The organism is Streptacidiphilus sp. BW17 (assembly GCF_041262485.1).
GTDB lineage: Bacteria > Actinomycetota > Actinomycetes > Streptomycetales > Streptomycetaceae > Streptacidiphilus.
Genome location: NZ_JBGCCR010000016.1, coordinates 111,071 through 135,871 on the forward strand (window position 1 = coordinate 111,071; position 24,801 = coordinate 135,871).

Below are 24,801 nucleotides of genomic sequence, written 5' to 3' on the forward strand. Positions count from 1 at the left end.
CATGGGTCTCGACATCAACGGTGCGATCGCGGGCAAGGTCGCCCAGGTCCTCTCGCTGCTCGACCTCCCCTGGCCCGGCGGCGATCCCGCCGCGCTGCGCCGCCTGGCGGTCAACTGGAACGCCATGGCGGCCGAGCTGGACCAGACCGCCCAGCACCTCGACCTCCAGGTCGGCTCCGTGGTCGGCCCGCACTGGTCGGGCGTGGCGGCGGACGCGTTCCAGCAGCACTGGAAGCTGCAGCACGACGCCATGGTCAAGAGTGTCGGCAGCTTCCAGCAGGTCGCGAAGGAGCTGGACGCCTACGCCGACCAGGCCGAGTCGATCATCGAGGCGATCGTCGACATCGCGCTCCAGATCGCCGAGTTCGAACTGGCGGGGGCGCTGCTCACCGTCTTCACGGCGGGCATCTCGGACGCGGTCTCCGCCGCGGCCTCTGGCGAGCGGGCGCTGAAGATCGTCCAACTCATCGACAAGTTCATCAAGATGGCCGAGAAGGCGGAGAAGGTCATCACCGAGCTCATCGAGGACATCCGCAAGCTCGGCATGCTGCCGCGCATCGCGATGGACGCCCTGAAGAACACGGTCTCCAACCTGGGCAGCACCGAGCTCGGCAACGCGATGTCCGGCAAGAGCCTGGGGCTGAGCGGTTCGGACCTGGAAGGTGCTGCCCTGAGCGGTGCCGGCGCGGCCGGACTGTCCGGCGGCGCCGCGGCCCTGGGCACCAAGATCATGAAGGGGGCCGACGAGGACGGGGCCGCGAGCAAGATCGGCACCTTCCTGAACGGTGACTCCGCCTTCTCGAACGTCGCCATGGGCGGCCTCACCAATGCGGGCGGCGGCGCCATCGCCGACGGCCTGCAGGGCAAGGGCGGGCGGGACATCGCCGCCGACGCGGTCACCAACCTCGCCAGCGGCGCTGCGGCTTCGGACGCGACCGCCAACCACAAGGTCGACCCGCTGCCGAGCGAAGGCCGGCACGCCGCGCCCGGCGATCCCTATACGCCGATCGGCTTCGACCTGGGTGCCAACGCCGAGACGTCCTGGGCGGGTGGGGGGTTGGAGAACGCCGTGAACCAGAACCCCACCCTCCCGCAGCAGGGGAAGAACGCCGACGGCGCCATGCAGGAAGTCGGCTGATGAGTCGACCCGTGATGCTGGAAACCGCCACGGTGCTGTCGGGGACGGCGCACCGCTCCGTCTCGGCGCTGGACGTCGTGCTCCTCGTCGTCGTGGTGATCGGCGTCGCCCTCGTGTGGAGCGGCGGCGAGGCACTGGTCGTCATGCTCCGGGTGCGTGCCGCGTTGGCAGAGCGCCCGGGCTGGACGTGGAAGCGTGACGCCTCCGCGATGCGTTCGGGCTGGCCGCGGTTGACGGAAGGGCACGTCGGCCGGGCCCGGTGGCGGTGGCTGATGTCGGGTCAGGTGCCCGGAGCAGTCAGCGCCGACGTGTTCCGCATCGACAGTTCGAAGCCCACCGGGAAGAACAGCAACACGAGCGTCCACACGACGACCGCGATCGTCGTCTTCCCGTTCCCCCTGCCTCGGGTCTCGTTGGCCTATGACGCCAAGGCCGTTCACCCGGAGCAGCTCGCCTGGGACAAGCTCCGCGCCGAGGTCGACGATCCGGAGGCCGCCGCCGCGCTCTTCACCATGGACGTGCTGGACGCCGCGCGCGCCGAGCGCTACCGGTGGGAGATGGCGGGCGACGCCGTGGTGTTCACGGCCCGCCGTTCGCTCGCGCCCGCGCGGATGCTGCAGTTGGTGGACCACGCCGTGGCGCTCGTCCAGCGCCTGCCCGCGCCCGTCCTGGACCGCGCCAGGGCCGGGGCCGTGGCGGCCGGCGAAGCCTTCCCGATGGACAGGGCTGCCCCGCGCGACCACCGCAGACCGCACCAGGCCTGAGCACCGGCGCGATGAGAGACTGTCCGCCATGACTGAGGACGTCCGGATGACCGCCTGGGTGCGCGGTGCGGTGCAGCAGGTCGGCTTCCGTTGGTGGACCCGGTCGAGGGCGCTGGAGATCGGGCTGCTGGGCTACGCGTCCAACCTCGGCGACGGCCGCGTCCAGGTCGTCGCCGAGGGCAGCCGTGAGCAGTGCGAAGCGCTGCTGCAGCTGCTGCGCCACGGTGACACTCCCGGCCGCGTGGACGGTGTGACGGAAATCTGGGGCAAGCCGGAGGGCGGCTACGAGGGGTTCGCGATCCGCTGACCCCGCGTCGGCGACGGCCGCGGTCGACGCCGGGCGACCCATTGAACCGTCAACTGTGAGCCTCGCTCTATCGGTCAGCGTCATGACGCTGACCTGCAGCTCCAGGGAAACGACTGGTTGCGTTTCCGGGAAGTCCGTGGTTGACTGCGCACCAGCAATATCGCCGAGGAACGCAGCGTGACGACTCCGCTGCACGGGCCGCCCGGCGGTTGTAGCACGCTGTGATCGTGTTGACCGCCTGCGCGTTTGGTGAGACGCTGGAAACCCGCGCACCCGTACGTCCAATCAAGGCTTATCGGCCCCGTACAGCCTTGCGAGGGCGTCACTCAGGTGCGGCCCACTTCACACGACCCCACATCTGCGGTCGGTCACTCAGCGTGGAGGACCATCCATCATGGCAAAGGCGCTTCTCGGTTACGTCGGCGGACCCGACCCCCGACTGCTCGCCGAGATGCGACGTCTCCAGCAGCGTGTCCAGGACCTGGAATCCGAGCTTGTACGGATGCAGGCCGAGAACGACTCGCTGCAGGCCGTCGCGGACCACGAGCAGTTGCTCCGCATTGACGCAGCCCAGGCGGTACCGGCTTTCTCCTGACCTTTCCGCAAAGGTCAGCAGCGCGACGGCATCGTCAGCTGGATTGTGCAAGGGACGCCTACCCGGCGTCCCTTCGTCGTTCCCGGACACCGCCACCGACCGTCCCCGCTGTGTCACACCCCGTTGTCAATCCCTCGTGGGAGAGATGCCCCTTACACACTCGGATGAAACCGAGCCGTCACCCGGCTCGTGGCCTGGTGACGACTAGGGTGTCCCCGAAAGGGACGTAGGAGGTCGGCGCCGGTGCATCTGAAGAGCCTCACGCTGCGCGGTTTCAAGTCGTTCGCCTCCGCGACCACCCTGCGCTTCGAGCCCGGCATCACCTGCGTGGTCGGCCCCAACGGCTCCGGCAAGTCGAACGTGGTGGACGCGCTGAGCTGGGTGATGGGCGAGCAGGGCGCCAAGTCGCTGCGCGGCGGCAAGATGGAGGACGTCATCTTCGCCGGCACGACCGGCCGTCCGCCGCTGGGACGCGCCGAGGTCGCGCTCACCATCGACAACACCGACGGCGCGCTGCCGATCGAGTACTCCGAGGTCACCATCTCGCGGACGATGTTCCGGAACGGCGGCAGCGAGTACGCGATCAACGGCGACACCTGCCGGCTGCTCGACATCCAGGAGCTGCTCTCCGACTCCGGCATCGGCCGGGAGATGCACGTCATCGTCGGCCAGGGTCAGCTCGACTCGGTCCTGCACGCCGACCCGATGGGCCGCCGCGCGTTCATCGAGGAGGCTGCCGGCGTCCTCAAGCACCGCAAGCGCAAGGAGAAGGCGCTGCGGAAACTCGACGCGATGCAGGCCAATCTGACGCGCGTTCAGGACCTGGTCGGCGAACTGCGGCGGCAGCTCAAACCGCTGGGCCGCCAGGCGCAGATCGCCCGCCGCGCGGCCGTGATCCAGGCCGACCTGCGGGACGCGCGGCTGCGGCTGCTCGCCGACGACATGGTGACGCTGCGCAAGGCCGTCGAGGAGGAGATCGCCGACGAGATGGCGCTGCGGCTGCGACGCAGCGGCGTGGAGCAGGAGCTGGCGCAGCTGCAGCAACGCGAGGCGGTGCTGGAGGCGCAGGTCGCGCAGCTCGGCCCGGCCGTGGAGCAGGCGCAGCAGTCCTGGTTCGCCCTCTCGTCGCTGGCCGAGCGGGTGCGCGGGACGATCGGTCTGGCCGAGGCCAAGGTCCGCCACGCCCGCTCCCCGCAGGCGGAGGAGCGGCGCGGTCGCGACCCCGAGGACATGGAGCGCGAGGCCGCCCGGATCCGCGCCGAGGAGGCGGAGCTGGCCGAGGCGCTGGAGCAGGCCCAGTACGCGCTGGCCGAGACCGTCGAGCGCCGGGCCGAGCTGGAGCGCGAACTGGCGGCCGAGGAGCAGGCGCTGCGTGCGGCGGCCCGCGCCCTGGCCGACCGCCGCGAGGGGTTGGCCCGGCTCCAGGGCAAGGTGGCAGCGGCGCGCTCGCGTGCCGCGGGCGCGGGGGAGGAGATCGGTCGCCTGGCCGAGGCCCGCGACGCCGCGCTCGAACGCGCGGAAGCGGCACAAATCGAGTACGAAGCGCTGCAGGAGCAGGCCGACTCCCTCGACACGGCCGACGACGCCCGCGACGCCGAACTCGCCGAGCTGCGTGACGCCTTGTCAGCCGCTGAGGAGACCCAGTCGCGGGCCCGCGACGCGCTCTCCGCGGCCGATCGGGAGCATGCCGCGCTCACGGCAAGGCGCGACGCGCTGGCGCTCGCGCTCCGGCGCAAGGACGGCAGCGGCGCGCTGCTCGCCGCCACCGACCGGCTGACCGGCCTGCTCGGTCCGGCCGCCGGGCACCTCACCATCGCCCCGGGCGCGGAGACCGCCGTGGCCGCCGCGCTCGACCGCGCCGCCGATGCGATCGCCGTCACCACGGTCGCCGCTGCCGCGGACGCGCTCCGCCTCTTGCGCAAGGACGACGCGGGCCGCGCGGCGCTGCTCATCGGTGGAGCACCCGTTGAGGCCCCTGCACACGAGAGCCCTGCACACGAGAGCCCCGCGTACCAGAGCCCGGCGTCCGGGACTGCCGACCTGCCCGCCGGAGCGACCCGGGCCGCCACGCTGGTCTCCGGCCCGGACGAACTGCTGTCCGCCGTGCGGACGTTGCTGCACGGCTACGTCGTCGTCGAGACGCTCGACGAGGCCGAGGCACTGGTCGCGACTCGCCCCTCGCTGACGGCGGTCACCGGCGAGGGCGACGTGCTGGGCGCCGCCTACGCCTACGGCGGGTCCGCCGGCGCGCCGAGCGGGCTGGAGACGCAGGCCGCCGTCGACGAGGCCGAGACCGGGCTCACCGTGCTCGTCACCCGTCGGGAGACGCTGCGTGAGGAGGTCGACGCCGCCACCGCGCGCCGCAAGGAGCTGGCCGTGCAGGTCGAGGAGATCTCCGTGGTGCGCCGCGCCGCCGAGAAGGAGAAGGCGGCCATAGCGCAGCAGGTCGGCCGGCTGGCCGGGCAGGCGCGCGGCGCGGCGGGGGAGGCGGAGCGGCTCGCCGCCGCAGCCGCGAAGGCCACCGAGGCGCAGGAGCAGGCCGCGATGGACTTGGCCGAGCTGGAGGAGCGGCTGCTGGTCGCCGAGGAGCTCCCGGCCGACGAGGAGCCGGACACCGGCCGCCGGGAGCAGCTCGACGCTGAGGCCGCCCGCGCCCGTGCGGGCGAGATGGAGGCCCGGCTGGCCGTCCGCACGCACGAGGAGCGCGTCCGCGGGCTCGCCGGGCGCGCCGACTCGCTCGACCGGGGCGCACGCGCCGAGCGCGAGGCCAGGGCACGCGCCGCCGCCCGTGCTGCCCGCGCCCGGCACGAGGCGCAGGTCGCCACCGCGGTCGCCGAGGGTGCCCGTCAGCTGCTGGCCCACGTCGAGCACGCGCTCACCGCCGCAGCTGCCGACAAGGCCACCGCCGAGCAGCAGCGCGCCGCCCGCGACGCGGAGTTGGGCCGCGAACGCGTCCGCAGTCGCGAACTGAAGGCGGAGCTCGACAGGCTGACCGACACGGTCCACCGCGACGAGGTGCTCCGCGCCGAGAAGCGGCTGCGGATCGAGCAGTTGGAGGCCAAGGCGCTGGAGGAGCACGGCATCGAGTCCGCCGCGCTGCTCGCCGAGTACGGCCCGGACCAGCCGGTTCCGCCGTCCCTCCCCGCCGCGGATGAGGAGCCCGAGGGTGAGGAGCCCGAGGCGAGAACATCTGCGGCTGACGTCGCGGGCTCGCAGCCGCGTCCCTTCCGCCGCGCCGAGCAGGAGAAGCGGCTCAAGGCGGCGGAGAAGGCCTATGCCCAGCTCGGCAAGGTCAACCCGCTGGCGCTGGAGGAGTTCGCCGCGCTGGAGGAGCGCCACCAGTTCCTCTCCGAGCAGTTGGAGGACCTCAGGACCACCCGCCGTGACCTGCTGACCGTGGTCAAGGAGGTCGACGAGCGGGTCGAGCAGGTCTTCACCGCCGCGTACCACGACACGGCACGCGAGTTCGAGGGCGTCTTCTCCCGGCTCTTCCCGGGCGGCGAGGGACGGCTGGTGCTGACCGACCCGGACAACATGCTGACCACGGGCATCGAGGTCGAGGCCCGGCCGCCGGGCAAGAAGGTCAAGCGGCTCTCGCTGCTCTCCGGCGGCGAGCGCTCGCTGACCGCCGTCGCCCTGCTGGTCTCGATCTTCAAGGCGCGCCCCAGCCCGTTCTACGTGATGGACGAGGTCGAGGCGGCACTGGACGAGACCAACCTGCGCCGACTGATCGCGATCATGGAGGAGCTGCGGGACAACTCGCAGCTGATCGTGATCACCCACCAGAAGCTGACCATGGAGTGCGCCGACGCGCTCTACGGCGTCTCCATGCGCGGCGACGGCATCTCCCAGGTGATCAGCCAGCGCCTGCGCGACGAGCCTCGCAAGGCCCCGCGCCGGATCCGCCGCCCGGACGCCGAGCCGGAGGCCGATCCCGAAGCCGAGCCGACCGTGACTGAGCCGACTGCGACCGAGCCGGTCGGGGCGGCCGTCGAATAGCGCAAGCAGCGCGACAAACGGGTGACTTGTTGGACAAACGTCACACAGCGGCAAGTCGCCGATGGCTGTGCCCGATACTGGGGTGGCCATGGAATACGTCATTCTTGCTGTAGTCATCGCTGTGGTCGCCATCGGGGCGACCACCGGTCTCGTCGTCAACGGCCGACGGCGCAAGCAGCTGCCGCCCGCACCTCCGGCGCAGCCGCAGATCACCAAGCCCGCTCCCGCCGCCACGGCCGAGCCGACGGCGGAGCCACAGGTCGGCGAGGATGCCGCGGTCACGGCACCCGAGCAGGGCCGCACCGTCGAGGAGGTCGAGCTCCCGACCGAGGCCGCGCAGGCCCAGGCCGCCGAGGCTCCGGCCCTGGAGGTCCCGGAGCCGACCGCCGGTCGGCTCACCCGGCTGCGGTCGCGCCTGTCGCGCTCGCAGAACTCCCTGGGCAAGGGCCTGCTCACCCTGCTCTCCCGGGACCGCCTCGACGAGGACACCTGGGAGGAGATCGAGGAGCTGCTGCTCACCGCCGACGTCGGCGTCCAGCCGACCCAGGAGCTGGTCGAGCGGCTGCGTACCCGCGTCAAGGTGCTCGGCACCCGCACCCCGGAGGAGCTCCGCAACCTGTTGCGCGAGGAGCTGATCACCCTCATCGAACCGAGCCTCGACCGCACCCTGCACGTCGCCCGCCACGACGAGGAGACCCCGGCCCGCCCGGCCGTCCTCCTGGTCGTCGGCGTCAACGGCGTCGGCAAGACCACCACCAGCGGCAAGCTGGCCCGTGTGCTGGTCGCCGACGGCCACACGGTGGTCCTCGGCGCGGCCGACACCTTCCGCGCCGCCGCCGCCGACCAACTGCAGACCTGGGGCGAGCGCGTCGGTGCCCGCACGGTGCGCGGCCCGGAGGCAGGCGACCCGGCCTCGGTGGCCTTCGACGCGGTCAAGGAGGGCATCGCCGAGGGCGCGGACACCGTCCTGGTCGACACCGCCGGCCGTCTGCACACCAAGACCGGCCTGATGGACGAGCTCGGCAAGGTCAAGCGCGTCGTCGAGAAGCACGGCCCGGTCGACGAGGTGCTCCTGGTCCTGGACGCCACCACCGGTCAGAACGGCCTGGTCCAGGCGAAGGTCTTCGCCGAGGTGGTCGACATCACCGGCATCGTGCTGACCAAGCTGGACGGGACCGCCAAGGGTGGCATCGTCATCTCCGTCCAGCGCCAGCTGGGTGTCCCGGTCAAGCTGATCGGTCTCGGCGAGGGCGCCGACGACCTTGCTCCCTTCGACCCCGCGGCCTTCGTCGACGCACTCCTCGGCTGAGTCCACGTCGCCTTCCCCGGCCCGTGTCGTCCTCCCGGACGGCGCGGGCCGCCGTCTTTCGCGCGACGACCTCTCCCCGCGCCTTCTCGTGCGGTTGTCACACTCCCGGGCCGGTCGGGGTCATCGCTGTGTGAGCCATGGTGGAGAGATTCACGACCCTGGAGAGCGACATGACCTCACCCATCCTGGTCACCGGCGGCACCGGAACCCTGGGCAGCCTGGTCGTCCCGCAGCTGCGCGCCGCCGGGCGCGACGTGCGGATCGTCTCGCGTCATGCCCACCCGGACGAGCCGGGGATCGCCTTCGCGGTCGGCGACCTGCTGACCGGCGACGGCCTCGACGCCGCGCTGGCGGGCGTGGAGACCGTGGTGCACATCGCGGGCGCGGCCAAGGGGGACGAGACCGTGGCCCGCAACCTGGTCGCGGCGGCGAGGAAGGCCGGCGTCCGGCACCTCGTCCACGTCTCCGCGATCGGTGTGGACACCGTCCCGCTCGCCTGGTTCCGGATGAAGCTGGCGGCGGAGCGGGCGATCGTCGACTCGGGCATCCCGTACACGGTGCTGCGCCCGGCCCAGTTCCACAGCCTGACGCTGCTGGTGATGGAGAAGATGACGAAGATGCCGGGTGGTCCCGGCGCCCGGCGGGATGCGGTGGCAGCCGGTCGACCCGCGTGATGTCGCCGACCGTCTGGCCGAGTTGGCGCTCGGCGAGCCCGCCGGACTCGTCCCGGACCTGGCCGGTCCGACCGTCTACTCGATGGGGGAGCTGGCGCGCAGCTACCTCGCCGCGCGGGGGAAGCGCCGGCCGTTGCTCCCGCTCCACCTGCCGGGCAAGGTCGGCCGTGCCTACCGGGGCGGCGACAACCTCGCGCTGGGGGAGCGGACCACGGTCGGCCACCTCAGCTGGGAGGTCTACCTCGCCGAGCACACGGGCGCGCACACGGCGGGCTCGCGAACAGCCACCTGACGTATCGTCAGGTCAGCTCAGCGTCGCCCGACCAGCTCCGGCACGCCGCGGTGGCTGGCGTAGGCGAGCGTGCCGAGCAGCAGCTTGGCGTGCGGCGGGCGGGTGGCGTTCTCCGGGGTCGGCGGGCGCAGCCAGCGTGTGCCGGGGGAGGGCGGCGCGGGGACGGAGCCGCCGGGGCCGTGGCAGACGAGGTCGAGCTCGGCGTCGTCCCAGCCCGTGCGGTAGAGCAGCTCGGGCAGGTGCCGGGCGGTGTCGGGGCTGACCAGGAAGAGCGCGCGCGAGCCCGCGGCCAGCACCGGACCGGGGCGGACGCCGATCCGTTCGAGCCGGACCAGGGACTCGCGTCCGGCGGACTCCGGGACGTCGAGGACGTCGAAGCCGCGGCCGGTGAGCAGGCGGACCCACGGTCCGTCGAAGGCGACGGACCAGCCCCAGCGCGTGGCGTACTCCGCCGCGGCCTCGCCCTGGTGGGCACGGGCGCGACGGCGCTGACTCCGGAGCCGGACGTCGCCGAAGCGTTCGTTGAAGAGGGTGTCGGTGCTCATCAAGTCCACTCACCTCCAACCGATCGGGGGATGCCTTGGTTACGGCAGCCGGCGGAACTGCGGCGGAACTGCGGCGGATTCCTGGCGGAGCCCTGCCGGTGGGGCGCGCTGTCCGTGGAGCGGGAACCGGGGCGCGTCGGCGCCTGATGCACGCCGGGACAATTCGGACTGGACCGCGGGGGTGGCGGCCGGCCGTGCTATCCAGGAACCCTGCTGTGCTGCAGGGGTCCTGAACACCAGTGAAGCGTGGGACCAGCGCCGGAAGTTCACTCGTAGGGGTGGCGAAAGGTGGCGTTTTCGTGCACTCGCTCCCCCGGACGGCGCAAATCGCGCTACGTTCCTGCTGCAGGGTCGAGGACTCTCGCAGACATGAGCACGTCAGCGGGTATGCCAGTGGCATTGATGCCAACCTTTCGCGCTGACACGGAATCTGACGGCCAGACAGAGCCCGGGATGGGGGCGTTCCGGTGGGCGACAAGCAACCCAACGAGAAGCTGACGGCGTGGTTCGTCAGGAGTGGCTGGTCCAAGGGCGAGTTGGCCAGACAGGTCAACCGCAGGGCCCGGCAGATGGGCGCCGCGCACATCAGCACGGACACCTCGCGGGTGCGCCGTTGGCTGGACGGTGAACAGCCGCGTGAGCCGATCCCGAAGATCCTCTCCGAGCTCTTCTCCGATCGCTTCGGTTCGCCGGTCCCGATCGAGGACCTCGGCCTCAAGGCGGTCGCCCCGCTCACCGCCGGGTCGGGCATCGATTTGCCCTGGAACGGCGAGCAGACCGTCCAGTTGATCTCCGAGTACTCCCGCAGCGACCTGATGCTCAACCGCCGGGGCTTCCTCGGCACCTCCCTCGCCCTGACCGCGGGCTCCGCCCTGATCGAGCCGATGCAGCGCTGGCTGAGCCCCGCAGCCAACGGCATGCCGACCACCGCGCTGACCTCCGCCCGCGAGGGCGCCCCGGTGACCGGCCGCCTCTCCGCCCCCGAGCTGGACCTGCTCGAGTCCACCGTGGTGATGTTCCGTCAGTGGGACGCCCAGAACGGCGGCGGCCTGCGCCGCAAGGCCGTCGTCGGCCAGCTGCACGAGGTCTGCGACCTGCTCCAGGAGAGCTACAGCCCGCAGACCACCAAGCGCCTCTTCCAGACCACCGCCCAACTCGCCCATCTCGCGGGCTGGATGTCCTACGACGTGGGCATGCACCCGAGCGCCCAGAAGTACTACGTGCTCGCGCTGCACGCCGCCAAGGAGGCCGGTGACCGGCCCTTCGGCGGGCTGGTGCTGACCGACATGTGCCGGCAGATGATCCACCTCAACCGGCCCAACGACGCCCTGGAACTGATCCACCTGGCCCAGTACGGCTCCCGTGACACGGCGACTTCGCGCCAACTCGCGCTGATGCACGCCATGGAGGCGCGCGCCTACGCCAATCTCGGCGAGCCCAACAAGTGCTACCGGGCCGCCCGTCACGCCGAGGACGCCTTCGACGACGCCGGTGCCAAGGACGTCGCGCCCGACTGGCTGAACTTCTTCTCCGAGGCCGAACTCCACGCCGAGAACGGCCACTCGTACCGCGACCTCTGCTACCACACCGGCCGCAGCCAGGTGTACGCACTGCAGGCCGAGCCCGAGATCTCGCAGGCTGTCGAGCTCTTCGCGGAGGACGCGGACCACAAGCGCTCGTACGCGCTCAACCTGATCGGCATGGCCAGCGTCCACCTGCTCCAGCGGCAGCCGGACGCCGCGGCGGACTCTGCCGAGCAGGCCATGGAGATAGCCGCGCAGATCCGCTCCGAGCGTGTCAACACGCGCCTGCGCAAGACGACCGAGGCGGCCGTCCGCGAGTTCAAGGGCGTCGAGCGGGTGCGGGAGCTGCGCGAGCAGATCGACCAGACTCTCCCTGACTCCCTGGCCCAGCGGAATTCCGCCTGATCAGCGCGAACTCCGGAAAGTCTCCGGCCGTGAGGCCCGTCCCCCTTCACCCGACTCGGCACCCCCACGCCAGGTCATTCGGACGGTTCTCGCGGCCGGTTTTCGGTGAGCTGGGGTTCACCGGTGCGTAACACCGGCGTCAGCTTCGTCACGCCCGTGAAACATCTGCACGCATCGACGGAAACGGGCCTGCGTCAATCTCCTCGACATCAGCCGACGGCCCCGGGGGCACGGGACGGATACCCGGGGACGGAACGGCCCGACATATCGAGGAGACGCCGATGCCCAGCGGCTTCAGCGGTGGCGACACCGCCTTCGTACTCATAAGCGCAGCACTGGTCATGTTGATGACGCCCGGTCTCGCTTTCTTCTACGGCGGCATGGTCAGGGTGAAGAGCACCCTGAACATGCTGGTCATGAGCTTTATCGCGCTCGGCATCGTCACAGTGTTGTGGGTGCTCTACGGCTACTCGATCGCATTCGGGCCGGATGCCTTCCACGGCCTGATCGGAAATCTCTCGATGCTCGGCATGCGCCACATCGGGATGAACTCTCTGTCCGGAACCATTCCGGTGTTCGCCTTCTCCGCATTCCAGCTGATGTTCGCGGTGATCACACCGGCGCTGGTCTCCGGCGCGATCGCGGACCGGGCCAAGTTCTCCGCCTGGGCGCTCTTCGTCGCGCTCTGGGTGACCATCGTCTACTTCCCGGTCGCGCACTGGGTCTTCATGTTCGACGGCGGCAAGGGCGGCTGGCTGGGTGACCGCAACGGCGTCCTGGACTTCGCGGGCGGCACGGCGGTTCACCTCAACGCGGGGGTCGCGGGCCTCGCGCTGGCGTTGGTGCTGGGCAAGCGGATCGGCTTCAAGAAGGACCCGATGCGTCCGCACAGCCTGCCGCTGGTGATGCTCGGCTCCGGGCTGCTCTGGTTCGGCTGGTTCGGCTTCAACGCCGGTTCGGCGCTGGCCGCCAACGGTCTGGCCGGGCTCGCCTTCATCAACACCCAGATCGCCACCGCCGCGGCCATGATCGGCTGGCTGACCTACGAGAAGATCAAGCACGGCGCGTTCACCTCGCTGGGTGCGGCGTCCGGTGCGGTCACCGGCCTGGTCGCGATCACCCCGGCCTGTGCCTACATCAGCCCGCTCGGCTCGATCGGCCTCGGTCTGGCCTGCGGTGCGCTCTGCGCCTGGACCATCAGCCTCAAGTACAAGTTCGGCTTCGACGACTCGCTCGACGTGGTCGGCGTCCACGCGGTCGGCGGCGCGGCCGGTGCGCTGCTGATCGGCCTGCTGGCCACCGGCGGTGGCGGTTCGCCGGCCAAGGGTCTCTTCTACGGCGGCGGATTCACGCAGCTGGGCAAGCAGGCGATGGGCGTGGGCGTGGTCGCGGTCTACTCCTTCACGCTGGCCTGGCTGATCGGCAAGGCGATCGACAAGACCATCGGCTTCCGGGTCTCCGAGGACGTCGAGCTGGCCGGTATCGACCAGGCCGAGCACGCCGAGTCCGCCTACGACTTCAGCGCGGTCGGCGCGGCCCTGTCCAAGGCGCTGGCGCCGAAGCCCTCGGTGTCCACTACTGTCGCCGCCGACGCCGGTGCTGCTGACGACGCTGTCGGCGCGCCCGACGGCGCCGCGAGCCCCGCCGAGAAGAAGGTCGATGCCTGAGATGAAGCTCATCACCGCAGTGGTCAAGCCCCACCGGCTGGACGACATCAAGGAGGCGCTGCAGGCCTTCGGCGTCCACGGCCTGACCGTCACGGAGGCCAGCGGCTACGGCCGCCAGCGCGGGCACACCGAGGTCTACCGGGGCGCGGAGTACACCGTCGACCTGGTCCCGAAGGTGCGGATAGAGGTGCTGACGGAGGACGACGACGCGGACGGCGTCATAGAGGTCATCGTCAAGGCCGCCCGCACCGGCAGGATCGGCGACGGCAAGGTCTGGAGCATCCCGGTCGAGACGGCGGTGCGGGTCCGCACCGGCGAACGCGGCCCGGACGCGCTGTAAGCAGCGGGTAGCAGGTAACGGAGAGCAGGGGCGGCAGCGGATCCGAGGGCCGAGGAGGGCCGCGGATCCGCTCCGCCGTATCCGCACACCGGAGGAGCGACGTGACGGACCAGCAGGGCGAGGAGACCGGATACGCCGCCCAGCGGCTTGCGCTGCTGCGCGAGGAGGAGCGCGAGGACGGGAACGGGAACGGCCTGACCGGAGCCCAACGCCGGGCCGCACTGTCGGAACTGACGGATCGTTGGCTCTCCGGACTGCTCGCGGAAGCGCTGGGGGAGCGGTCGTACGAAGGCGTCGCCCTGGTCGCCGTCGGCGGCTACGGACGCGGCGAACTTTCCCCGCGCAGCGACCTCGACGTGCTGCTGCTCCACGACGGCGGCACGCGTGGCACCGGCCCCGGTTCCGTCGCCGCCCTCGCCGAACAGCTCTGGTACCCGATCTGGGACCTGGGTCTGGCGCTCGACCACTCCGTCCGTGACCTCGGCCAGGCCCGCAAGGTCGCCGCCGAGGACCTCAAGGCGCAGCTGGGCCTGCTCGATGCCCGACACATCGCGGGCGACGCGGAGCTCACCGCGCAACTGCGCTCCACCGTCCTCGCCGACTGGCGTGCCACCGCGCCCAAGCGGCTGCCCGAGCTGCACCGGCTCTGCCGCGAACGTGCGGAACGGCAGGGCGAGTTGGCCTTTCTGCTGGAGCCCGACCTGAAGGAGGCACGCGGCGGGCTGCGGGACGTCACCGCGCTGGGCGCCGTCGCCGCCTCCTGGATCGCCGACGCGCCGCGCGCCGGGCTGAGCGAGGCGGCCGGGCGGCTGCGTGACGTCCGTGACGCGTTGCACCTGGTCACCGGCCGCGCCACGGACCGGCTCACGCTGCAGGAACAGGACGCCGTCGCCGCCCGACTGGGCCTGCTCGACGCGGACATCCTGCTCCGCGAGGTGTACGAGGCGGCCCGCGTCGTCGCCTACGCCTCCGACGTCAGCTGGCGCGAGGTGGAGCGGGTGCTGCGGTCCCGCAGCGGACGCGGCCGTCGCGTCTTCGGTTTCGGCGGAGGCGGGGTCGGTGGCTTCGGCGCGGGCGGCGCAGCAGCGGGACGGGGCCCGGTGCCGCGTCGTCCGCTGGCCGAGGGCGTGGTGGAGATGGACGGCGAGGCGGTGCTCGCCGCGCCCGCGCGTCCGGGACGGGATCCGGTGCTGCCGCTGCGGGCCGCTGCCGCCGCGGCGCAGGCGGACCTGCCGCTGGCGCCGTCGACGGTGCGCCGCCTGGCCGCCGAGACCAAGCCGCTGCCGGTCCCGTGGCCACGCGAGGCGCGCGAGCAGCTGATCACGCTGCTCGGCGCGGGGGAGAGCGCGATCCCGGTCTGGGAGGCGCTGGAGGCGGAGGGCCTCGTCGCCAGGCTGCTGCCGGACTGGGAGCGGGTCCGCTGCCGCCCGCAGCGCAACGCCGTCCACCGCTGGACCGTGGACCGCCACCTGGTCGAGACGGCGGTCCGGGCCGCCGCGATGACCCGCCGCGTCGCCCGTCCCGACCTGCTGCTGGTCGCTGCCTTCCTGCACGACATCGGCAAGGGCTGGCCGGGCGACCACTCCGAGGCCGGTGAGGTGATCACCCGCGATGTCGCGGCCCGTCTCGGCTTCGACAAGGCGGACGTGGAGACGCTGGCGCTCCTGGTCCGCCACCATCTCCTGCTCGTCGAGACCGCGACCCGGCGCGACCCGGACGACCCGGCCACGATCGAGGCGATCACCTCCGTCGTCCGCAGCGCGGGCACGTTGGAGCTGCTGCACGCGCTCACCGAGGCCGACGCCCTGGCCACCGGTCCGGCGGCGTGGAGCACCTGGCGTGCCACGCTCGTCGCCGACCTGGTGCAGCGTGCCGCAGCGGTCCTGGCCGGGGAGCCGCCCGCGCCGGAGACCGGCCTGGAACCGACCACCGAGGAGGAGCGCCTCGCCGTCGAGGCCGCCCGCACCGGAGGCCCGGTCGTCTCCGTCCGCGCCGAGGCCGAGGGCCGCGTCGACCGAGGCGTCGACCGGGGCGTCGACAGCGCGGCAGACCGGGGCATCGTCTCGGGCGCCGACGGGCCGGAACCGATGGGCGTCGAGCTCACCCTGGCGCTGCCGGACCGCCCGTCCGTGCTGCCGACCGTGGCCGGGGTGCTGGCCCTGCACCGCCTCACCGTCCGCGCGGCGGCGATCCGTGAGCTCGACCCGGTCGGCGCGGGCGTGGTGCTGGTGCTGACCTGGAAGGTCTCGGCCGAGTTCGGCGAGGTACCCGAGGCGGCCCGGCTGCGCGCCGACATCCGCCGCGCCCTCGACGGCGGCCTGGACGTCACCCGTCGCCTCGCCGAGCGGGACGCTGCCGCGCCCCGGCGTCGCGGCAGCGTCGCCCCGCCGCCCCGGGTCACCGTGGCGCGGGGCAGCAGCGCGTCGGCGACCGTGCTGGAGGTCCGTGCCCACGACGCCCCCGGCCTGCTGCACCGGATCGGCGTCGCACTGGAGGGCACCGGCGTCCGCGTCCACCGGGCCCGGATCTCCACCCTGGGTGCGGACGCAGTCGACGCCTTCTACCTCACCGACCAGGCCGGTCAACCGCTCTCGGACGCGGCGGCGACGGAGCTGGCGCGGTCGGTGGAGCGCGCGTTGGTGGCCTGACCGTTGCTGGTCGCCTGAGCATGCGGTGCGGGCTCGTCGGAGCGGCCGGGCAGGGGTTCCCGGAAGCCGATCCGGCGGGCCGGCACCCCGGCCCAGATCTCGTTCGGGCCGGTGGACCGCGTCAGCACAGCGTTGGCGCCGACGATCGTCCCCCGGCCCACGGTCAGCACGCCCTCCTTGCAGACCACCCGTGCGCCCGTGCAGAGCACGGCCCCGTCCTCGACGACGACCCGCTCCATCCGGCTCAGCTCCTGCGGCACCCACGGGTCCGCGCGGCCGATGGTGACGTTGTTGTAGAGCACGACGTCCGCGCCCAGCGTGGTGTAGGGGTGCAGGACCAGCCCGAAGCCCCGGTGGAAGACGAGCAGCCCCGGCCCGATCTCGACGGCGGCGGGCACCTCCACCCCGTAGAGGGCGAGCACCTCCTGCACCAGACGTCTCAGCAGCGGATTCCGGCGGGCGTAGATCAGCTTGGCAACCAGCGACATAGGCCCATGCTGGTGACGGTGGGGCGGTCGGGGGCGCAGGCACGCGTGGGGTGTCCACAGGGTGCCTCCGTACGGGTGGCTTCCGGGTGCGTTCCAAGGACACGCGGCCGTCCGGATACCCTGGGGGTCGACAGCCTTACCCGCCCCCGAGTCACAAGGACCCGCGACCGACGTGTTCGACACACTTTCCGACCGCCTCGCAGCGACGTTCAAGAACCTTCGGGGCAAGGGCCGCCTGTCCGAGGCGGACATCGACGCCACCGCCCGCGAGATCCGGATCGCGCTGCTGGAGGCGGATGTCGCCCTCCCGGCGGTCCGTGCCTTCATCGCCCGGATCAAGGAGCGCGCGACCGGCGCGGAGGTCTCCGCCGCGCTGAACCCGGCCCAGCAGGTCATCAAGATCGTCAACGAGGAGCTGATCGGCATCCTCGGTGGCGAGACCCGCCGCCTCCGCTACGCCAAGACCGGCCCGACGGTCATCATGCTCGCCGGTCTCCAGGGCGCCGGTAAGACGACCCTGGCCGGAAAGCTGGCCAAGTGGCTCAAGGACCAGAAGCACACCCCCCTGCTGGTCGCCTGTGACCTCCAGCGCCCGAACGCGGTGACCCAGCTCGGCGTGATGGCCGAGCGCGCGGGCGTCGCGATCTACGCCCCCGAGCCGGGCAACGGCGTCGGCGACCCGGTCAAGGTCGCCAAGGACTCGATCGACTACGCGAAGACCAAGCAGTACGACGTGGTCATCGTCGACACCGCCGGTCGCCTCGGCATCGACGCCGAGATGATGCAGCAGGCGGCGGACATCCGCGCCGCGGTCAACCCGGACGAGGTCCTCTTCGTCGTCGACGCCATGGTCGGCCAGGACGCGGTCACCACCGCGCAGGCCTTCCTCGACGGCGTCGACTTCACCGGCGTGGTGCTGTCCAAGCTGGACGGCGACGCGCGCGGTGGCGCGGCCCTCTCGGTGGCCCACATCACCGGCCGCCAGATCATGTTCGCCTCCAACGGCGAGAAGCTGGACGACTTCGACGCGTTCCACCCGGACCGGATGGCCTCGCGCATCCTCGGCATGGGTGACGTCCTCTCGCTGATCGAGCAGGCCGAGAAGACCTTCTCCCAGGAGGAGGCCGCCAAGGTCCACGCCAAGCTCGCCAGCAAGGGCGGCAAGGAGTTCGGCCTCGGCGACTTCCTGGCCCAGCTGGAGCAGGTCTCCAAGATGGGCTCGATCACCAAGCTGCTCGGCATGCTCCCGGGCATGGCGCAGATGCGCGACCAGATCAACAACATCGACGACAAGGACGTCGCCCGCGTCGGCGCGATCATCAAGTCGATGACCCCGGCGGAGCGCGAAGACCCGAAGCTGGTCAACGGCTCGCGCCGGGCCCGTATCGCCAAGGGCTCCGGTGTCCACGTCTCCGAGGTCAGCAGCCTGATCGAGCGCTTCTTCGAGGCGCGCAAGATGATGTCGGCGATGGCGGGCGGCAAGGGCATCCCGGGCATGCCGGGGATGCCGGGTATGGGCGGCGGCGGTGCCCGCAAGGCCAAGCAGCAGAAGGCGGCCAAGGGCCGGCGCCAGAGCGGCAACCCGCTGAAGCGCCAGCAGGAGGCCCAGCAGGCCGCCCAGAAGAAGGACGACACCGCCGCCCAGCCCGGCGGCGCCTTCGGCCTCGGCCCGGGCCAGGGCCCGTCGGACTTCGAACTCCCCAAGGAGTTCAAGGACCTGCTGTAACCGACCTGATCAGGGACGTCGCACGCCCCAAGTTACGGTTTCTACCTCGCAGGGTGGCTTGTCGCGCAGTTCCCCGCGCCCCTAAAAGCTCCAACTGATCCGCTTGCACGCGCTAGCGTTCATGCATGCGTGTAGAGATCCGTCACCCCCGCCTCTCCGACGCCGTCGTGTACGCCGACGCGGTGAACCGGTCCGCCGAGCATGTCGGGCGGTGGAATCCGGTGGAGCCGGACGCGTTGCCGGACATGGTGCGGCGGCAGGGCGATGCGCTGCGTACGTTTCTGATCTTCGACGTCGAGGACCGCGGGCTCGTCGGGACCTGCAACGTCTCCAACATCGTGCGTGGCCGGTTCCGCAACGCGTCCCTCGGCTACAACTCGTACCTGCCCTACAACGGCACCGGTCGGATGACCGAGGGCATGCGGCTGGTGGTCGACACCTGCTTCACGCCCCAGACCGAGGGCGGTCTCGGCCTGCACCGGCTGGAGATCAACGTGCAGCCGGAGAACGGCCCGTCCATCGGGATGGCCAAGCGGCTCGGGTTCCGGCTGGAGGGCTACTCGCCGCGCATGCTCTTCCTCCAGGACGCCTGGCGGGACCACGAGCGCTACGCGTTGACCGTGGAGGAGTGGCCCGGCGAGGGCGCTGGATCAAGGTCCTGATTGTCCGTGTTGTCCTAAGGGTGACCAGCCCTGTGCCGCCCCGCGAGGATCCCGACAAGCTCTGGCGCTCGGAGGGGGCACCGCCCCCTCCGCCCGCACCGCACAAGCCCTCGCGCCGCAACTGGTTCAGCATGCTGCTCACCGCGCTGATCGTCTTCCTCCTGATCGACGCGCTGCTGAACCTCTTCGGCAACGGCGGCAGCATCAGCGTCCCGTACACCGAGTTCACCAAGCAGCTGAACGCCGGTCAGGTCTCCGAGATCTACGCCAAGGGCGACAGCATCCAGGGCAAGCTCAAGAGCGCCCAACCGCAGCCCGGGGACGGCAGGAAGACGTACCAGCAGTTCAGCACCCAGCGGCCCACGTTCGCCAGCGACCAGCTCTGGTCCGAGCTGACCGCGCAGAACGTCAAGGTCGACGCCGAGCCGGTGGTCAAGGAGCGCAGCTTCCTCGCCAACCTGCTGCTCTCCCTCGCGCCGATGCTGCTGCTGGTCCTGCTCTGGGTCTTCATCGCCCGCCGGATGAGCGCCGGCGGCGCGATGGGTGGGCTGGCCAGGAAGGCCCCGCCCAAGCCGATCGAGACGCCGCCGGACGGCAGGCGGACCACCTTCGACGACGTGGCCGGGATCGACGAGGTCAAGGGCGAGCTGACCGAGGTCGTCGACTTCCTGCGCCGCCCGGACGCGTACCGCAAGCTCGGTGCGAAGATGCCGCGCGGCGTGCTGCTCGCGGGTCCGCCCGGTACCGGCAAGACGCTGCTGGCGCGCGCGGTCGCCGAGGAGTACCTGCGCGGCCGGATCATCGGCGCGCTCGGCGGGATGGCGGCCGAGCAGGTCGTCTACGGCGTGATCACGACGGGCGCGGAGAGCGACCTGGAGCAGGTCACCAACCTGGCGCGCGGCACATGGCCGGGCGCTGGGGCATGAGCGACCGGGTGGGCCGCCTGACCGCGATCCCGGGCGACTCGCAGGGCGCCTACGGCCTGGCCGCCGCTCCGAGCACGCTGGACGCGGTCGACCAGGAGGCCCGCCGGATCGTCTCCGAGTGCTACGACGAGGCCTGCCGCAAGCTGGTCGAACACCGCGACAAGCTCGACGCGTTGGCGGAGGCGTTGTATGGAGCACGAGACGCTGGACGAGGAGGACGCCTACCGCATCGCCGGCATCGGCCGGTTGGTGGACGCGGAGCAGATCGGCTGAGAGGGACGGCGGGCGCGAGCAGCCACCCTCTGCGGATGGTCCTGCTCGTTCGGTGTGCCACGTGGCGCGTGGCTCGTCGCGCAGCTCCCCGGCCCCTGGGTGGGGCAACGAGCCGTGGGAGCGAATCCGGCCCTCCTACCCGACCCGCTCCGCGATCACGTAGCGGAAGACGTTCTCCATCCGCACCGTGTCGTCCTCCCGTATCCACGGGAAGAGCGCCTCGCGGAGCTCCTTCTCCACCAGCCGCTCGCCGGAGAACTCCACCGCCGGCTCGAAGACGCCCGTCGACATCAGCCCGCGCACCGCCGACTCCAGGTCGGGGTAGGCGTACGGGCAGCACACGCGCCCGCCCCCGGCGGGACGCAGGCCCGCCCGCGCGACTAGGTGTTCCACCGCGCCGGGCGCACTCAGCGCGAAGGGGGCGTAGCCGCCGCGCCGCAGCGGATCCGCGAGCCGGCGCGCGATGTCGAGGACGGGCGCGCTCTGGCAGCGCTCCTCCGGACCCCAGGTCGCCAGCGCGACATGGCCGCCGCGCAGGGTCAGCCGGGCGGCGTCGTGGACCAGCGCCTGCGGATCGGCGGTGCAGGTGAGGTGCTCGAACGCGGTGACCAGCGAGTGCCGGGAGGGGCCGTCGTTGCCGTCCCGGCCCACGTTCCCGTCCGCGTCCGCGCCCGGACCGACCTCGCGCCAGACCTCCGCGAGGACCCGTAGCTCACGGCCTTGCGCGAGGGCCCGCAGCTCCGCCTCGGGTTCCAGGCCCGCGACCTCCGCGCCGCGCGCGGCGGCCAGCAGCAGGGCCAGACCGGAGCGGCAGCCGAGACCGAGCACGGACGTCGCCGCGCAGACCTCCAGTCGGTCGTAGACCGCCTGGTAGAGGGGGACCAGCATGCGTTCCTGGATCTCCGCCCAGTCGCGCGCCCTCCGGCGGGCCCGCGCGCCCGACGAGCCCGTCAACGGAGTCACCTGCGGAGTCACCTGAGCCAAGGCCATACTGACGGCTCCTCACCTTCGGTCGCGCCCGGGGGAGGGCTCCGGCGTCGCCGCCCGGGGCCTGCCTCCAATCAAGCGCGGGAGCCGCCCGGCGTCCATAGGCCGGGCGGGCTCTTCCGAAGAAGCCGAGCTCGGCGCGGACTCGGCGACTCGTCGCGGAGTGGAACGGATTGGAGCCGACCCCGGAACGACCCGTACCATTCGCCCCATGGCAAAGGCTCCCGTTCTCACCCCCCAGGCGGACGACTTCCCGCGCTGGTACCAGGATCTGATCAACAAGGCCGAGCTGGCCGACAACGGTCCGGTGCGCGGCACCATGGTCATCCGACCGTACGGCTACGGCCTGTGGGAGCGGATGCAGCAGGAGATGGACGCGCGGATCAAGAAGGCTGGCGCGCAGAACGCCTACTTCCCGCTCTTCATCCCGCAGTCCTACCTGACCCGCGAGGCCGAGCACGTCGAGGGCTTCGCCCCCGAGCTCGCCGTGGTGACCCACGGTGGCGGCAAGGACCTGGAGGAGCCGATCGTCGTCCGGCCGACCTCCGAGACGATCATCAACGAGTACTTCTCGAAGTGGGTCCAGAGCCACCGCGACCTGCCGCTGCTCATCAACCAGTGGGCCAACGTGGTCCGCTGGGAGCTGCGCCCCCGTGTCTTCCTGCGCACCACCGAGTTCCTCTGGCAGGAGGGCCACACGGCCCACGCCACCTACGAGGACGCGCACGCGTACGCCTCGATGATCCACACGGACGTCTACGGCGACTTCATGACCAACGTCCTCGGCATCGACGTGGTCCTCGGCCGCAAGACGGCCAAGGAGCGCTTCGCCGGAGCGATCAACACCCTCACCCTCGAAGCCATGATGGGCGACGGCAAGGCCCTGCAGATGGGCACCAGCCACGAGCTCGGCCAGAACTTCGCCAAGGCCTTCAACACGACCTACCTCAAGGGTGAGGGCGAGCGCGAGCACGTCTGGCAGACCTCCTGGGGCGTCTCCACCCGCATGGTCGGCGGCCTGATCATGTCGCACGGCGACGACAACGGTCTGCGCGTCCCGCCGCGCCTCGCCGCGGTCCAGGCCGTGGTCCTGGCGATCAAGGGCGACGACGCCGTGCTGGCCAAGGTCCGCGAGATCGGCGCCGAGCTGGAGGCCGCCGGCGTCCGCGTGGTCGTCGACGACAGGACCGACACCCCGTTCGGTCGCCGCGCGGTGGACTGGGAGCTCAAGGGCGTTCCGGTCCGCATCGAGGTCGGCCCGCGCGACCTGGAGAGCGGCACCGCCATGCTGGTCCGCCGCATCGCCGGCGGCAAGGAGGCCGTGGCCGCCGACGCACTGGCGACGCTGGTGCCGACGATCCTGGAGGAGGACCAGGCGCTGCTGCTGCGCCAGTCCCGCGAGCGCCGCGAGTCCCGCACGGTCGACGTCACCACGCTGGACGAGGCCGTCGAGGCGGCCGCGACCGGCTGGGGCCGGATCTCCTGGGCCGAGCTCGGCCCGGAGGGCGAGGCCAAGCTGGCCGAGCAGGGCGTCTCGGTCCGTTGCATCGTCGCCGAGGACGGCTCCGTCCCGACCACGGACGACCAGCCGGGCAACATCGCGATCGTGGCCCGCGCCTACTGAGCCACACCTCACCCGTCCGGATCATCTCGAACGTTGAGATGACGGTCGGTCGAATGACGTAGTCGAGCCGGTTCGGCCTCCCTGCTGGGGGAGCGCCGGACCGGTTCGTCCATTTCCGTCAACTCTCCTCCCCTGAAGGGGAAATGACGGGAGGGTGACACCTTTGTGGTGGTTGACGGCGGGATGTGGCGCAGGTCACGATAAAATAAAGCCTTCAACAATCATGAATTCTGCGGAACATCGCGGAACCCTCCCTCGTTTGCGTTGCGTGAGCACGACACAACCATTGGTTCTCGCCGCCGAGCTGGCTGTCGCCTGGAGCGACATCCAGCGCTTCCACTCCGACCTGCCGAACCTCGCAGCCCCGGAGTCGCTGATCGGGGAGTCGTCCTCGGCATGCGGCACCGAGCTGGGCTTCGAGCGGCTGTTGCACGAGGCCGCCCACGGCCTCGCCGCCGCGCGCGGAATCCGGGACACCTCCCGGGCCGGGCGCTACCACAACCGGCGCTTCCTGGCCCTCGCCGACGAACTCGGTCTGGACCACAACGCCGACCCGCATCCGAGCTCCGGCTTCTCGCTGGTGACCATGCGTCCGGACACCCGTGATCGTTACGCGGAAACGATTGATCGCCTGCAGCAGGCGCTCGGCGACCACGCCGCGGCGACCAGCGGGACGCTCGACCGTTCGCGCACCTTCCGTGGTCCGGCCACGCGTCACGGCTCGTCCGGTGGCGGCGTCCGGGTCAAGGCGGTCTGCGGGTGCGGGCGCAACGTCCGCGTCGTCCCGTCCGTGCTGTCGCAGGCCCCGATCGTCTGCGGCAACTGCGGCGAGGTCTTCCAGATCGCCGAGCCGCGCACGCGCCGCTGAGGCTCGCCGCGTCGTCGTCCAACCGCGCCAATCCGCCCGTCGTGGGTCCTGCCCGACCCGCGACCGACGGCCCACGCAGTCGCCTCCCGTGCCGACTGTGCCGTTGTGATGCGCACGCGCCCGACCCTTCGTGGACGGCCCACGGGGTCGGGGGCGCCCCGGCGATATGGCAGAATGGACAGCTGAGTACTCGGCAGCCGAGCAGGACCCCTCTCTCCTCCGGCTGACGTGTCCGTAGAGCAGCCTGGCAGCCGCAACCCCACGTGGAACGCGTGGCTGCTCACCCACGTCAACACCAGGAGAACCACTCCCGTGGCAGTCAAGATCAAGCTGAAGCGTCTCGGCAAGATTCGCTCCCCGCACTACCGCATCGTCGTCGCCGACGCCCGCACCAAGCGTGACGGCCGTGCGATCGAGGAGATCGGCATCTACCAGCCGACCTACGACCCCTCGATCATCGAGGTCGACAGCGACCGTGCCCAGTACTGGCTCGGTGTCGGCGCCCAGCCGACCGAGGCCGTGCTCGCCATCCTGAAGCTGACCGGCGACTGGCAGAAGTTCAAGGGCCTCGAGGCCCCGGCGCCGCTGAAGGTCGCGGAGCCGAAGATCACGGACTTCTCCCACCTGTTCGCCAAGGCCGTTGCAGGCTTCGAGAGCGAGACCACTGGTGTGGCCATCACTCCGAAGTCCAAGAAGACGGAGAAGAAGGACGAGGACGCCGCCGCGGCCGAGTCCGACGCTTCCGCCGAGGCGTGATCATGCTGGAAGAGGCCCTTGAGCACCTGGTGAAGGGCATCGTCGAGAACCCGGACGACGTCCAGGTCCGCTCGCGCGAGCTGCGCCGGGGTCGGATCCTCGAGGTGCGTGTGCACCCGGAGGACCTCGGCAAGGTCATCGGCCGTGGCGGCCGGACCGCGCGTGCGCTGCGCACCGTGGTGACCGCGCTCGGCGGCCGCAGTGTCCGGGTCGACCTTGTCGACGTGGACAGCGTGCGCTGACGCGCTCGAGCTGAATCGCTTGGGGTTCGCCGAAAGGCGCCTC

Annotated in this window: 21 protein-coding genes and 1 pseudogene; 19 read left to right on the plus strand and 3 right to left on the minus strand. The window is 71.4% G+C overall.

Annotation, left to right across the window (positions count from 1 at the left end; genetic code table 11):
* Position 1 precedes the first annotated feature (1 nt).
* The 8 genes from ABH940_RS20830 to ABH940_RS20865 all read left to right on the plus strand — a co-directional run bounded on the left by ABH940_RS20830 (position 2) and on the right by ABH940_RS20865 (position 9,078).
* Positions 2-1,138 (plus strand): WXG100 family type VII secretion target, encoded by a 1,137-nt coding sequence (locus ABH940_RS20830; protein ID WP_370105929.1) that lies wholly within the window; start codon positions 2-4, stop codon positions 1,136-1,138.
* Complete coding sequence (locus ABH940_RS20835; RefSeq protein WP_370060735.1) at positions 1,138-1,902, plus strand: hypothetical protein; 765 nt, start codon at positions 1,138-1,140, stop codon at positions 1,900-1,902. The genes ABH940_RS20830 and ABH940_RS20835 overlap by 1 nt, the downstream gene beginning before the upstream one ends.
* Positions 1,903-1,930: 28 nt before the next feature.
* The gene (locus ABH940_RS20840; RefSeq protein WP_370060734.1) at positions 1,931-2,209 is read left to right on the plus strand and encodes an acylphosphatase; all 279 of its coding nucleotides are present in this window, start codon (positions 1,931-1,933) and stop codon (positions 2,207-2,209) included.
* Between the two features lie 394 nt (positions 2,210-2,603).
* A complete protein-coding gene (locus ABH940_RS20845; RefSeq protein WP_370060733.1) occupies positions 2,604-2,804 on the plus strand; it encodes a hypothetical protein in 201 nt (66 codons plus the stop codon).
* Between the two features lie 243 nt (positions 2,805-3,047).
* The gene (gene smc, locus ABH940_RS20850) at positions 3,048-6,803 is read left to right on the plus strand and encodes a chromosome segregation protein SMC (RefSeq protein WP_370105930.1); all 3,756 of its coding nucleotides are present in this window, start codon (positions 3,048-3,050) and stop codon (positions 6,801-6,803) included.
* An 88-nt stretch (positions 6,804-6,891) separates the two neighbouring features.
* Positions 6,892-8,112 carry a signal recognition particle-docking protein FtsY gene (gene ftsY / locus ABH940_RS20855; protein WP_370060731.1) on the plus strand — a complete coding sequence of 407 codons (1,221 nt, stop codon included), beginning with the start codon at positions 6,892-6,894 and terminating at the stop codon, positions 8,110-8,112.
* 170 nt (positions 8,113-8,282) lie between these two features.
* Positions 8,283-8,786, plus strand: a complete 504-nt coding sequence (locus ABH940_RS20860; RefSeq protein ID WP_370105931.1) for an SDR family oxidoreductase — start codon at positions 8,283-8,285, stop codon at positions 8,784-8,786.
* Positions 8,758-9,078 (plus strand): hypothetical protein, encoded by a 321-nt coding sequence (locus ABH940_RS20865; protein ID WP_370105932.1) that lies wholly within the window; start codon positions 8,758-8,760, stop codon positions 9,076-9,078. The genes ABH940_RS20860 and ABH940_RS20865 overlap by 29 nt, the downstream gene beginning before the upstream one ends.
* A 17-nt stretch (positions 9,079-9,095) precedes the next feature.
* Here the strand turns inward: ABH940_RS20865 and ABH940_RS20870 are convergent, their stop codons facing one another.
* Positions 9,096-9,623: a hypothetical protein gene (locus tag ABH940_RS20870; RefSeq protein ID WP_370060729.1), complete on the minus strand. Its 528-nt coding sequence runs from the start codon at positions 9,621-9,623 to the stop codon at positions 9,096-9,098.
* A gap of 467 nt (positions 9,624-10,090) precedes the next feature.
* Between ABH940_RS20870 and ABH940_RS20875 the strand changes: the two genes are divergently transcribed.
* The 4 genes from ABH940_RS20875 (at position 10,091) to ABH940_RS20890 (ending at position 16,206) form a co-directional block, all read left to right on the plus strand.
* Positions 10,091-11,551: a hypothetical protein gene (locus ABH940_RS20875; protein ID WP_370105933.1), complete on the plus strand. Its 1,461-nt coding sequence runs from the start codon at positions 10,091-10,093 to the stop codon at positions 11,549-11,551.
* Between the two features lie 281 nt (positions 11,552-11,832).
* Positions 11,833-13,218 carry an ammonium transporter gene (locus ABH940_RS20880; protein ID WP_370060727.1) on the plus strand — a complete coding sequence of 462 codons (1,386 nt, stop codon included), beginning with the start codon at positions 11,833-11,835 and terminating at the stop codon, positions 13,216-13,218.
* A gap of 1 nt (position 13,219) precedes the next feature.
* Positions 13,220-13,558 (plus strand): P-II family nitrogen regulator, encoded by a 339-nt coding sequence (locus tag ABH940_RS20885; RefSeq protein ID WP_370061833.1) that lies wholly within the window; start codon positions 13,220-13,222, stop codon positions 13,556-13,558.
* Positions 13,559-13,659: 101 nt separating this feature from the next.
* Complete coding sequence (locus tag ABH940_RS20890; RefSeq protein WP_370105934.1) at positions 13,660-16,206, plus strand: [protein-PII] uridylyltransferase; 2,547 nt, start codon at positions 13,660-13,662, stop codon at positions 16,204-16,206.
* On the opposite strand, the gene ABH940_RS20895 is transcribed toward ABH940_RS20890, so the two are convergent.
* Positions 16,140-16,694: a hypothetical protein gene (locus tag ABH940_RS20895; protein WP_370060725.1), complete on the minus strand. Its 555-nt coding sequence runs from the start codon at positions 16,692-16,694 to the stop codon at positions 16,140-16,142. The genes ABH940_RS20890 and ABH940_RS20895 overlap by 67 nt on opposite strands.
* A gap of 172 nt (positions 16,695-16,866) precedes the next feature.
* Between ABH940_RS20895 and ffh the strand changes: the two genes are divergently transcribed.
* The 3 genes and pseudogenes from ffh (at position 16,867) to ABH940_RS20910 (ending at position 20,281) form a co-directional block, all read left to right on the plus strand.
* Complete coding sequence (gene ffh / locus ABH940_RS20900) at positions 16,867-18,420, plus strand: signal recognition particle protein (RefSeq protein ID WP_370105935.1); 1,554 nt, start codon at positions 16,867-16,869, stop codon at positions 18,418-18,420.
* 125 nt (positions 18,421-18,545) lie between these two features.
* Positions 18,546-19,082 (plus strand): GNAT family N-acetyltransferase, encoded by a 537-nt coding sequence (locus ABH940_RS20905; RefSeq protein WP_370060723.1) that lies wholly within the window; start codon positions 18,546-18,548, stop codon positions 19,080-19,082.
* 20 nt (positions 19,083-19,102) lie between these two features.
* Positions 19,103-20,281, plus strand: a pseudogene (locus ABH940_RS20910) (ATP-dependent metallopeptidase FtsH/Yme1/Tma family protein).
* A gap of 135 nt (positions 20,282-20,416) precedes the next feature.
* Here ABH940_RS20910 and ABH940_RS20915 read toward each other — a convergent pair.
* On the minus strand, positions 20,417-21,271 hold the full coding sequence (locus tag ABH940_RS20915) for an SAM-dependent methyltransferase (protein ID WP_370105936.1): 855 nt from the start codon (positions 21,269-21,271) through the stop codon (positions 20,417-20,419).
* A gap of 208 nt (positions 21,272-21,479) precedes the next feature.
* Here ABH940_RS20915 and proS point away from each other — a divergent pair, with 208 nt between their 5' ends.
* From proS to ABH940_RS20935, 4 genes are all read left to right on the plus strand, one after another.
* Positions 21,480-22,892: a proline--tRNA ligase gene (proS, locus tag ABH940_RS20920; RefSeq protein ID WP_370105937.1), complete on the plus strand. Its 1,413-nt coding sequence runs from the start codon at positions 21,480-21,482 to the stop codon at positions 22,890-22,892.
* Between the two features lie 268 nt (positions 22,893-23,160).
* Positions 23,161-23,760: a hypothetical protein gene (locus ABH940_RS20925; RefSeq protein WP_196192508.1), complete on the plus strand. Its 600-nt coding sequence runs from the start codon at positions 23,161-23,163 to the stop codon at positions 23,758-23,760.
* 312 nt (positions 23,761-24,072) lie between these two features.
* Positions 24,073-24,516, plus strand: a complete 444-nt coding sequence (gene rpsP, locus ABH940_RS20930; RefSeq protein WP_370060720.1) for a 30S ribosomal protein S16 — start codon at positions 24,073-24,075, stop codon at positions 24,514-24,516.
* A gap of 2 nt (positions 24,517-24,518) precedes the next feature.
* On the plus strand, positions 24,519-24,758 hold the full coding sequence (locus ABH940_RS20935; RefSeq protein WP_196192506.1) for an RNA-binding protein: 240 nt from the start codon (positions 24,519-24,521) through the stop codon (positions 24,756-24,758).
* Positions 24,759-24,801 lie beyond the last annotated feature (43 nt).

Bases quoted from the DNA above. Each gene is read 5' to 3' on its own strand.
- ABH940_RS20865 (WP_370105932.1), top strand. From the start codon at position 8,758: ATGCGGTGGCAGCCGGTCGACCCGCGTGATGTCGCCGACCGTCTGGCC.
- ABH940_RS20860 (WP_370105931.1), top strand. From the start codon at position 8,283: ATGACCTCACCCATCCTGGTCACCGGCGGCACCGGAACCCTGGGCAGC.
- ftsY (WP_370060731.1), top strand. From the start codon at position 6,892: ATGGAATACGTCATTCTTGCTGTAGTCATCGCTGTGGTCGCCATCGGG.
- ABH940_RS20935 (WP_196192506.1), top strand. From the start codon at position 24,519: ATGCTGGAAGAGGCCCTTGAGCACCTGGTGAAGGGCATCGTCGAGAAC.
- ABH940_RS20885 (WP_370061833.1), top strand. From the start codon at position 13,220: ATGAAGCTCATCACCGCAGTGGTCAAGCCCCACCGGCTGGACGACATC.
- ABH940_RS20895 (WP_370060725.1), bottom strand. From the start codon at position 16,694: ATGTCGCTGGTTGCCAAGCTGATCTACGCCCGCCGGAATCCGCTGCTG.
- ABH940_RS20830 (WP_370105929.1), top strand. From the start codon at position 2: ATGGGTCTCGACATCAACGGTGCGATCGCGGGCAAGGTCGCCCAGGTC.
- ABH940_RS20880 (WP_370060727.1), top strand. From the start codon at position 11,833: ATGCCCAGCGGCTTCAGCGGTGGCGACACCGCCTTCGTACTCATAAGC.
- ABH940_RS20835 (WP_370060735.1), top strand. From the start codon at position 1,138: ATGAGTCGACCCGTGATGCTGGAAACCGCCACGGTGCTGTCGGGGACG.
- ABH940_RS20915 (WP_370105936.1), bottom strand. From the start codon at position 21,271: ATGGCCTTGGCTCAGGTGACTCCGCAGGTGACTCCGTTGACGGGCTCG.
- ABH940_RS20845 (WP_370060733.1), top strand. From the start codon at position 2,604: ATGGCAAAGGCGCTTCTCGGTTACGTCGGCGGACCCGACCCCCGACTG.
- ABH940_RS20840 (WP_370060734.1), top strand. From the start codon at position 1,931: ATGACTGAGGACGTCCGGATGACCGCCTGGGTGCGCGGTGCGGTGCAG.
- ABH940_RS20870 (WP_370060729.1), bottom strand. From the start codon at position 9,623: ATGAGCACCGACACCCTCTTCAACGAACGCTTCGGCGACGTCCGGCTC.
- proS (WP_370105937.1), top strand. From the start codon at position 21,480: ATGGCAAAGGCTCCCGTTCTCACCCCCCAGGCGGACGACTTCCCGCGC.
- ABH940_RS20905 (WP_370060723.1), top strand. From the start codon at position 18,546: ATGCGTGTAGAGATCCGTCACCCCCGCCTCTCCGACGCCGTCGTGTAC.